Source organism: Nostoc sp. 2RC (assembly GCF_014222165.1).
Classification (GTDB): Bacteria; Cyanobacteriota; Cyanobacteriia; order Cyanobacteriales; family Nostocaceae; genus Nostoc; species Nostoc linckia.
In genome coordinates this window covers 1-10,002 of record NZ_JACKZU010000311.1, presented here as the reverse complement: position 1 = coordinate 10,002, position 10,002 = coordinate 1, and the positions used below count along the sequence as shown (strand labels likewise).

8 protein-coding genes are annotated in these 10,002 nt (G+C 40.1%); 2 read left to right on the top strand and 6 right to left on the bottom strand.

What is annotated here, in order from left to right:
* Nucleotides 1-78: 78 nt before the first annotated feature.
* The 4 genes from GNE10_RS26340 to GNE10_RS26325 form a co-directional block, all read right to left on the bottom strand.
* Entirely contained in the window at nt 79-717 is a 639-nt protein-coding gene (locus GNE10_RS26340) for a Uma2 family endonuclease (RefSeq protein WP_185568207.1), read from the bottom strand.
* A 544-nt stretch (nt 718-1,261) separates the two neighbouring features.
* Nucleotides 1,262-1,423, bottom strand: coding sequence for a GNAT family N-acetyltransferase (locus GNE10_RS26335; RefSeq protein WP_260447042.1), 162 nt, complete (start codon nt 1,421-1,423; stop codon nt 1,262-1,264).
* A 75-nt stretch (nt 1,424-1,498) separates the two neighbouring features.
* Entirely contained in the window at nt 1,499-3,517 is a 2,019-nt protein-coding gene (fusA, locus tag GNE10_RS26330) for an elongation factor G (RefSeq protein WP_185568201.1), read from the bottom strand.
* 414 nt (nt 3,518-3,931) lie between these two features.
* Nucleotides 3,932-5,716 (bottom strand): diguanylate cyclase domain-containing protein, encoded by a 1,785-nt coding sequence (locus tag GNE10_RS26325; RefSeq protein ID WP_185568197.1) that lies wholly within the window; start codon nt 5,714-5,716, stop codon nt 3,932-3,934.
* Nucleotides 5,717-6,054: 338 nt separating this feature from the next.
* Here GNE10_RS26325 and GNE10_RS26320 point away from each other — a divergent pair, with 338 nt between their 5' ends.
* Both GNE10_RS26320 and GNE10_RS26315 read left to right on the top strand, forming a co-directional pair.
* Complete coding sequence (locus GNE10_RS26320) at nt 6,055-6,837, top strand: nucleoside phosphorylase (RefSeq protein ID WP_185568204.1); 783 nt, start codon at nt 6,055-6,057, stop codon at nt 6,835-6,837.
* A gap of 247 nt (nt 6,838-7,084) precedes the next feature.
* Nucleotides 7,085-7,627: a TIGR02281 family clan AA aspartic protease gene (locus GNE10_RS26315; protein ID WP_260447041.1), complete on the top strand. Its 543-nt coding sequence runs from the start codon at nt 7,085-7,087 to the stop codon at nt 7,625-7,627.
* Nucleotides 7,628-8,025: 398 nt separating this feature from the next.
* Here the strand turns inward: GNE10_RS26315 and GNE10_RS26310 are convergent, their stop codons facing one another.
* Both GNE10_RS26310 and GNE10_RS26305 read right to left on the bottom strand, forming a co-directional pair.
* A complete protein-coding gene (locus GNE10_RS26310; RefSeq protein WP_185568191.1) occupies nt 8,026-9,123 on the bottom strand; it encodes a Gfo/Idh/MocA family protein in 1,098 nt (365 codons plus the stop codon).
* A 29-nt stretch (nt 9,124-9,152) separates the two neighbouring features.
* Complete coding sequence (locus tag GNE10_RS26305; protein ID WP_099072112.1) at nt 9,153-9,620, bottom strand: DUF4870 domain-containing protein; 468 nt, start codon at nt 9,618-9,620, stop codon at nt 9,153-9,155.
* Between the last annotated feature and the right edge of the window lie 382 nt (nt 9,621-10,002).

Below are 10,002 nucleotides of genomic sequence, written 5' to 3'. Positions count from 1 at the left end.
GAGACAAAGCGTAGCTTTGGCTCTTTGGGGTGCAATACTGTGGGAATCATAACTAATTATGCGGACATAATATTACTACTATATCTGCTTTTTTACCCAAGCACGAAAAGCTTTAAGTGTTATATTTCTGCCTGTTGTGGCGCTTTGTTCAAGATATTGGGGAATTGTTTCGGTCAATGGAAATAAAGGAAAGTTTAAGCTTTGCCCAGACTCTACATAATGACCATCTTGCAAAATATTAATTTTGAGCTTTCCTCGTTCAAAACGCCAAAGTTCCGGCACTTTTAGTGCTTGATAAATATTAGGGTGAGTCCGAGAAGTAATATCAATTTCTAAAGCTAAATCTGGAGGCGGGTCTACTGTTAAATCTAACCGCTTTTTTCCGCGAATTTTTGATTCATTTTTGATATAAAAACACTGGTCGGGTTCTATACCTTGAGCCATTGCTTGGTTTTTGAATGTCGTAGAACCAAGGCTGATGAACTCAGTATTTAGTTCTTCTAGAAGCGCTTTGACTAAATCGCTAATAATTTCTTTATCAAATTTATGTTCTGGCAGTGGTGCCATAATCTCTAATATTCCGTTGTCATAAGCAATTCGGGCTGCACGGTGTTCGCCTAATTCCTCTAGAATTGTTTCCAATTCCTGCCAGGTTACATCTTGCAGTAGCACTCTTTGTCCCGGTGGAACATGGATGCGCTTGAGTTCCAACAACATCATCTCCACTCCCAGTAGCTCAAACCTAAATTTACCTTACTCTAATTGACTAGGGAACTGTGACTAATTTTGTGGCTTCATCGGTGAAATAGGCCGCAGCTTGTTAAGCTTGTTAGTGGCGATCGCTTGTTTAAAAAATCTTCATGAAAGTTTATTTATGTATAAACTTGCTCGCATACATATAAGCGATCGCAAAAGAAAAAACCTCTGGAATCCCAGAGGTTTCGGTTCCTGATTTAGTTTCTACTCTTTACTACAAGTTCTCCTTAGCCATTTCCTGATAGCGAAGAAGATTATTTTGTTTACAGCCTGAGTACTGCTGAGTATATTGGCTGTAACCCTGATTTTTGCGTCTAGAGACTTTTAAATAAAAAATATTTCATAGAAGACTGTTGACTGTTGACCGTTGACCGTCAGCAGGGGCCACTGACAATACTTGTCGGTTAAAGGGGAAAGGGGAAAGAAAAAACCTTTAACCTTTACCCTTTAACCTTTTCCCCAGACCCAATGCCGAGTTAAAAATCGTTAACCGAGCAGTATTGCATCAACCTTGAGTATTTTCAAACAACACTAAGCCATATTCCTCCCCAGTGGGCACAAAGCCAATTCCTCGATAAACTGCTTGTGCTGCTTGTTTGTCGTGACTTGTAAACAGGATGGCACGTTTTACCCCGTGCGATCGCGCTTTTAACAAAGAGCCTGCCACAATACTTTTGGCATTGATTTTTCGTCATTCCACCCGATGTAGAGACGTAGCAATGCTACGTCTCTGTGTTAACCGTCAATCAATCGATTGCCTATAACAGGCAAATTCCATTGAAAAGGTAGCCATACCAGAAGTGAGCGCTCGCAAGTCTGTGGAATACGCAAACATTCGTGCTAGGGGGACTTCTGCTCGAATCACTGAATATTCTTGCATTGTCTCGGAACCCAACACCAAGCCTCGACGGGAGGAAAGATCGCCTTGGACTCTTCCGATGAATTGGTTTGGTGTTTCCACTTCTACAAGCATAATTGGTTCTTTGATGTAGGGTTTGGCTTTGGCGATCGCATTTTCTAGTGCTTGGTGGGAAGCCGACCGGAAGGCCAATTCTGAAGAGTCAATGGGGTGATAGGAACCCCCCTCCAAAACGACTTTTACGCCGATCACCGGATAGCCTGACAGCTTTCCTGATTCCATGGCCTCCCGGAAACCTTTTTCACAGGCAGAAATGTACTCTTTAGGAATTGCACCCCCGGCTACCTGATTTTCAAAAACAAATGGCTCATCTGTTGGTTCAATCCACCCAGTAACATGAGCATACAAACCAGGGCCGCCTGATTGTTTCTTGAGTCGGTAGTCAAAGGTAGTTTTTTGTCCAATGGTTTCCCGGTAAGCCACGGCGGGAGTACCGACAAAAACTTCAGCATTGTATTCCCGTTGAATCCGCTCTAAGTAAATTTCTAGGTGGAGTTCGCCCATTCCAGAAATCAAAGTTGCTCTTGATTCTGGGTCAATGCTGACTCGAAAGGTGGGGTCTTCCCGTTGAAAGCGGTTGAGTGCTTTAGAAAGGCGTTCGCCCTTGGCGTTGGCGAAGCCATCGCTATCTTCTTGTTTTTTGGGTGTAATTGCCAGCGTAATCACTGGTTCCGGCACATACATCTTTTCTAAGGATACTAGTGTTTCTCCGGTACATAATGTATCGCCAGAGGCACAGTCTACACCCAGTAAAGCAACAATATCCCCAGCGGTTGCAACTTTCACTTCTTCGCGCTTGTTGGCGTGCATTCTCACCAAGCGACCGATTTGCACCCGTTGTCCTGTACGGGAGTTATAAACGGTATCACCCGGCTTTAAGGTGCCGGAGTAAATACGGATGTAAGTCAACTGTCCGAAAGACTCAACGGTGAGTTTGAATGCCAAAGCCACCAAGGAAGCATCGGGATTAGATACCCTCTCTAGTTCCCAGTCCCTATCCACCGGAGATGGTAGATAAAGAGCAATGGCATCCAAGAGATTTTGCACTCCTTTGTTTTTGAATGCCGAACCCAGCAGTACTGGTGTGAGTTCCAGCCTCAAGGTTGCTTGGCGGATGGTTTGCCAAATCAGTTCTTGGGGAATTTCTTGATTTTCCAACAACATCTCGGTCATCGGTTCGGAGAATAGTGACAAAGCATCCAGCATTTTCTCCCGCGCCTGTTGTGCTGCTGGCACAAGAATGTCGGGAATTGGCTGTTTCACCCAATTTTCACCATTTTCGCCTTCAAAATAGTGAGCGGTCATTTCCACTAGGTCAATTACACCTTGGAATTGGTCTTCACTACCGATGGGATGTTGCAGCAACACAGCATTTAATTGCAAGCGATCGCGTATTGCCTGTACTACACGAAATGGATTTGCACCAATACGATCCATCTTATTGATGAATGCCAAACGCGGCACATGGTAGCGCTTCATCTGCCGATCCACTGTGATGGACTGGGATTGCACGCCCGCCACAGCACACAACACCATAACTGCTCCATCGAGTACCCGCAGGGCACGCTCTACCTCAATGGTGAAATCAACATGCCCTGGTGTATCAATTAAATTAATGCAAGTATCGTACCACTGGCAAGTGGTTGCTGCGGAGGTAATGGTGATACCATGTAGCTTTTCCTCCGGCATAAAATCCATTGTTGCACCCTTACCACCTCCCTTCACCTCCTCAATAGCATGGATTCTGCCCGTGTAGAAGAGAATTCGCTCTGATAACGTAGTTTTACCAGAGTCAATGTGAGCAGAAATACCAATATTGCGGACGCGTTGTCGGGGAATCATACAATTTCCTTTTTGTTAAAGCAACAAATAGTCACCAATCGAAAGGTGACATATTATGTATTATATATGTAGTACTACAAAAAGGCTATTAAATTCATCCCATACCTCAAAAAGAGTTGATTTCACGTTAAGTATTCCTTTGAAAAGCTCACGCATACCGCCTCTGGTGTTCCCGCAGGGTAGGCGCAAAGACGCAAAGAAGAATGGGGAAAGGACTTTTGCACTGTTGTGGGAAAAGGGATGCATCTTTATTGGGGAAAGGGAAAAGGTTAAAGTGAAAGGGGTTTTTATTTTCCCTTTCCCCTTTACCCCTTACCCTTTTCCCCACTTTTGCAAGAAGTCTACTGTGAACCGTCAACTGCCAACAATAGAATAAAATATTTTTTACTGAAAAATCCCTTTACAAAAAACTTCTCAGAGTTTTGTAGCACAAATCCAGCGATTGCGTCCTTGCTGTTTAGCTCGATACAAGGCTTTATCTGCTGCATCAACTAAGTCCTGAGCGGAACTTTTAGCTGTTGGTATTTGAGTCGCTATACCTAAACTGACGGTGACAAAATATGGAGAGCTATGCTTTTTTGTATGAGAAATTTTTAATTTTTCAATAGACTGATGAATCAAGCTAGTTACTTTAATAGCACCTGATTCATTGGTATTAGGTAAAAGGACTATAAATTCTTCACCGCCATAACGAGCTAGGAGATCGGTAGGACGTTTCAACACGATTTGTGCTGCACGAGCAACTTGTATTAAGCATTCATCCCCTGCTAGGTGTCCATAATAATCGTTATAATCTTTGAAATAATCAATATCAAATATGATTAAAGATAAAGAATTTCCCGTTCTTTTTAGCCGATTCCATTCCCGTTCTAAAAATTCATCAAAACAACGACGATTAGCTATTTTAGTTAACCCATCTAACTTACTAAGTTTTTCTAATTCAGAATTTGCTAATTCTAAAGCCCGATTGATGTGAGTCAATTTATCAGCTTGAAAGCGGGATTGTTCTAATAATTCTGAATGTTCTAAAGCTACGCTAAACTGAGCTGCTAATTGTCGGATAAATTTAATTTCCAGCATATTCCAATCCCGTGAGGAACTACACTGATGAACGCATAGTAATCCCCACAAAGTTTTTCCTTTCATTAGAGGTACAACAATTTGTGCTTTGATTTGAAATTGCTCTAACACCAAAAGGTGACAATCTTGTAGCTGAGCTTGATAAATATCTGATAATACCTGTATGCGTCCTTGGTGATAAGCAATTGCATATTTTTCACCAAAACAACGATCCCTCACTTTTATAGCAATCACTGAATCCCAATCAGGTAATACATTCTCAGAAACAAATTCACCAGAGATATAATTTGATTTAGGGTCAAATCGAAAGATACCTACACGATCTGCACGGAGAGCTTTACGAACTTCTCTTACAGTGGTCTTAAACAAAGTGTCTAAATTCAGAGATTCACGAATTTGAGCAACTAAATTAAACAGAATTTCCTGCTGCTGATTCGCTTTATGTAGTTCTGCTGCTTTTTGTTCTGCTTGAGCTAACAATTCTGCTTGTTTAACTGCAAACCCTAACTGCGTTGCTATCTGAGAGAGAAAATGTATTTCTAATTTTTTCCATTCATGTGGTTGTGAGTGTTGATAAGCAGCAAGTACTCCCCAGAGTTTTTTCCCCACAAAAATTGGTGCAGTTGCATAAGCTCGAATATGGAACTGTTCTAAAATTTCTAAATGGCATGGAGACAAGCCGATGGAATAGACATCTGAAACCACTAAAGTTTCATTATTAGAATAGCGTCCACCTTGATGTTCTTGGAGATAAGAGTCATTCCAAACTGTATTTTTTCCTAATGTTTCTACATCATCCCATCCAGGTTCTGCAAATTCAAAATCGTTGACAAATTCTCCACCCCAGTTTTTATGGAAACGATAGACAGCAATGCGCTCAACGCGCAGTAACTTGCAAGTTTCTTTAGTGGCTGTCCGAAAAATTGTTTCTAACTCCAGAGAAGCCCGGATTTTGCTAATTACTCTATAAAGTGCCTTTTCTTGTTCTTCTAGTTGCTGAATTTGAACGTTTTTTTCATGCAGTTGATTTTTTAAATCACTAACACTAGGCTGTCCTAAAAGTTTACAAAAAAAATCAGCACATAGTTTGGTAATGTTATGTAAAATTTTGTTTGACATAAATAATGATAATTTAAATTGTTTTATTTATAAAAAATGCAAGTAAATGGGATTTTTGGGTAATTATTTTTACTTTATATTAACTTATACCAAACCTTTGTTTAAATTGAACTGTACTACAAATTTATCTGTTAGAAGATTCGATGAAAAATAACAGCATAATACTTGCTGTTTATTAGTACTTAGCCTACGATAGTTTTTTGTATTCCCCAGATATATTAATTGTATAATTGCACCCAAAAAATAACTTCAGATATGGCAATGAAGAGATTCTAGATAAAGTCTCAAAAAAGACTTTAGCGTGGTATGCTGCTGGGGCGATCGCTACTCTAAACTTTATGCCAAATAAACACTTCTATCACATTGGTTTTGGACAAGATGATTTAGGTTCATTACCTCCGAGCATAGCTTTATTATCTGGCGACCCGGAACGATCGCGTCTCATTGCTCAAACTTATTTACAAGATGTACGCTTGTTGTCAGAAAATCGGGGACTCAATAGCTATCTGGGATTTTTACCTAATGGTCGTCCCATTTTATCCGCTACTAGTGGTATGGGTGCGCCTTCGTTAAGTATTGTTGTGAATGAGTTGGTACAAGTAGGAATTAAGCAAATTATTCGCATTGGAACTTGTGGTTCTATTCAACCCCATATTGCCGTTGGTAGTGTTGTTATTAGCAATGCAGCATTGTGTCGCCAAGGTGCAGCAAATGATATTGCACCTGTGGAATATCCAGCTGCGGCTGATCCTTTTCTCACAGTGGCTTTAGTCAAAGCTGCACAAGAATTAAAGGTTGACTATCATTTAGGAATTACAGCATCAGTTGATACTTTTTATGAGGGACAAGAACGCACTGATTCTGCAAACCCAAATTTAATGCGATCGCTGCGTGGTATCACAGAAGAATATCGCCAATTAAATATCTTGAATTATGAAATGGAATGCGGCACACTGTTTAAAATGTCAGGAGTATATGATTTTGCCGCAGCAGCTATTTGTGGTGTAATTGCTGGTCGTATTGTTAGTGAAAATATCATTTTAGAACAAAGAGATAAAGCTGTGAAAAATGCCATTGCCATTGCGGTACATGCAGCAGCAATATTTGAGTCAGCTAATTAATAGAGTTGATTGTTGACTGTGAAGTTGAAATTATTTGCTTAAGCAAATAATTTCAGTAGTTTCATCATCTCTTTATCTAATCTTTAATTTATACATCAGTAATTATATGTAAGATAAGTAGAAATATAAAAATAAAAACTCAAAAAACAATCATGAATTGATTTTAGTCCTTGAGATATTAATAAATATCGCCAAAATGGAGCATTAATATAATATGAATCATCTCTGGAGGCATGGGATTAAAACCATGAATTTAAGTGCGGTTGCACTCATGCCGACACTAATATTTTTAGTATTATTTAATCAAGCATCTATTGGAGATCCGGGAGCATGTTTTATGGTGACTTCTTCCGGTGAAACCATTGGTTTAGCAAAGCTTTGTGGCGGTAAAATTGATGTTCCTTCAAATGCATCTTCACAAGAAGGAGTTTTTCGGGTTCCCATAAAACGGCGCTTTGGTGGAACTCCCATCATTGATGTGACTTTTAATGACAAAAAAACCTTTGAAATGATTGTTGATACAGGTGCTAGTGCTACTGTGATTACTCGCAATATGGCAAGTAGCCTACAACTGAAAACTACAGGTATCATACAAGCTCAAGTTGCTGATGGTAGTGAAGTCGAATTTCCCATAAGTAAGGTAAAATCTATTACAGTAGGTGGAGTAGTAGCGCATAATCTTCCAGTAGCGATCGCTCCTCAAGCTGACATTGGGCTACTAGGCCACGATTTTTTTGGTAATTACGACATCAAGATTTTAGAGAAAGAGGTGGAATTTTATCAGCGCTAGCTGTGAATTTTGGATATTACTAATGGTCTGTCCCATTAATTTTGCAGGTTTAATAAACGTAGACGCGTAGCGGCTTGCCGCAGGCTACCGCAAAGCACGCAAAGAGCGCAAAGTAAAGAAAAATTAAGAATAAGTTCACCCATCAGAACTAATGGGTTAAGGAACGTAGATGCGTAGCGGCTTGCCGCAGGCTACCGCAGAGGCGCAGAGAACGCAGAGAAAGAGAGAAAGAAGATTGAGTTTACCCCGCAAAATTAATGCGATAGACCAGTAGTCTACCAACCCAAAAATGCTGAGTGAGGGCTAGATAAAGGGTAAGGAATTTAAAACCTTTCCCCTTTTCCCTTTCCCCTTTTCCCTTTCCCCTTTCCCCTTTCCCCTTTAAAGAGCCAGAACTACTAGCTTTGCAAATAACTTTCTAAGTTGGGTACATCAACCCAAGTGCTTGTTTCGTGGGATTTGTGAGATAAATCCATCAATAATTGAGAATAAACTCCTTCTCGCAGAGATGGTATTGTTTGCTGGTTTTGGTCAATTCCTTGTACCCATTGGTCAATAACACGAATAAATGCAGAAATTCGTCCATCGGCGTAATTTTGGGGAAAAATTAATCGATTTGGTATTTCTATTTCTGTCAGAGGTTTACCTGGCTGGGAACCCCACACACGAAAGCCGTGTATGTAATCTTTTTGATTTTCACTACCTACGATTAAAGTACCGCCATCGCCATATACTTCTATCCAATGGGTTCTTGGTGCATGAACAACGGCACTGATGGTAACTTGGCAAGGTGTACCATCTGCTAATTCTAGGGTTAATATACAATTGTCATCTGTGTTGACTGGTTTTGATTGTTGGTTTGTCGGGTCAATTCGCGCCGGAATTGCAGTGGTTAAATGGGCGCTTAATTTCCGCACTGGGCCGAATAACCAATGAATATAATCGAAGGCGTGGGAACCCAAAGATCCCAATGCACCGCCTCCTTTTTCTTTCTCAGAATACCAATTCCAAGGACGGGAAGCATCAGCACGAGAGGAACCTAACCAGTCAATTTTAATTAGACGCAACTCACCCACATATTTTGCTGACAAAAGTTCAGCAAATAATTGCCATCCAGGGACAAAGCGAAATTCAAAATCTACAGTAGCAATGACACTATTTTGTTTAGCTAAGTGATAAAGTTCTTTAGCTTCGCGTGCATTTAAAGCTATGGGCTTTTCTAGTAGTAAATGTTTCCCGGCTTGGAGGACTGTTTTTGCCATTTCATAGTGCAAAAACGGCGGAGTAGAAATGCTAACTGCTTGGACTTCTGGTAATGCCACAACATCTGTAACTTTATCGCAGGCGTGGGGGATATTGTGGGATTGTGCTATGGCTTTGGCTTTATTGATATCTCGGTGATAAACAGCGACTACCTCAGTGCGAGGATGTGCTTGAAATCCAGGAATATGGACTTTTTGACCAAATCCAGTGCCAGCGATCGCGACCCCAATCATATCATCATTACTCCCATATTTCTACAAATTTATCGCAAAACTCTAATAGTCAAAGGATAACGATAATGTTCTCCGTTATAAGCTTTGATGGCGGCAAAAATCACCAAAAATAATTGTAAAATCAACATTAATGAAATTAATGATGTTAGCACAATTAATAAACTATCTAAGGTAAGTTGAACTTCATTAATTTTACTATTAGTAGTCACAGCCAAACTAAAGCTGGTTAAGACGAAAAATAAAGAAATCACGATGAAAATAAATGTATAAAACGTCAACGAAATTTGAAAATTTAAAGATTCTTTACCTTGGAAATCAATCCAGGGATATTTTGCTTTTTGACATCGCCAAATCATCAGTGGGGCTAACAGATTCAGGGGCAAATATAAAGGTATGCCAATAAATACCAAAAATAAGACTAAAATCCACGCTAATAAAGCCGAGAGATGACACAACATCGCCCATACACGCACTTGTTGTTTAGGTTTTTCTCTCATAGCTTTTCAACTTTAGGTGGATATATAGCAGAGAATAGGCAATAGGCAACAGGCAATAGGCAACAGGTTGGCGAAAGTCTCTTCAGGTAGTACTTTGACAATCAGTTTATGTCCTAAGTTCTGCTTCGGCTGTTAGACCAGACAATTCTTCACTTTACAACTAATAAAATAGTCAAACAATAGCTGATACTATTTTGGTATTTTGGATTTTAGCTTACAGCGTTTTTCATCTATTTGAACCACAATCCCTGCTAGGGGCGAACGGTTGTTCGCCCTACAACGTGGTTTATTTACCTGAAAATTGCTGTAATATTATGTCCGCATAATTAGTTATGATTCCCACAGTATTGCACCCCAAAGAGCCAAAGCTACGCTTTGTCTC

Excerpts from the sequence above, each read along its gene's own strand:
- GNE10_RS26320 (WP_185568204.1), top strand. The coding sequence starts at position 6,055 with ATGCCAAATAAACACTTCTATCACATTGGTTTTGGACAAGATGATTTA.
- GNE10_RS26305 (WP_099072112.1), bottom strand. The coding sequence starts at position 9,620 with ATGAGAGAAAAACCTAAACAACAAGTGCGTGTATGGGCGATGTTGTGT.
- fusA (WP_185568201.1), bottom strand. The coding sequence starts at position 3,517 with ATGATTCCCCGACAACGCGTCCGCAATATTGGTATTTCTGCTCACATT.
- GNE10_RS26325 (WP_185568197.1), bottom strand. The coding sequence starts at position 5,716 with ATGTCAAACAAAATTTTACATAACATTACCAAACTATGTGCTGATTTT.
- GNE10_RS26315 (WP_260447041.1), top strand. The coding sequence starts at position 7,085 with ATGAATTTAAGTGCGGTTGCACTCATGCCGACACTAATATTTTTAGTA.
- GNE10_RS26310 (WP_185568191.1), bottom strand. The coding sequence starts at position 9,123 with ATGATTGGGGTCGCGATCGCTGGCACTGGATTTGGTCAAAAAGTCCAT.
- GNE10_RS26340 (WP_185568207.1), bottom strand. The coding sequence starts at position 717 with ATGTTGTTGGAACTCAAGCGCATCCATGTTCCACCGGGACAAAGAGTG.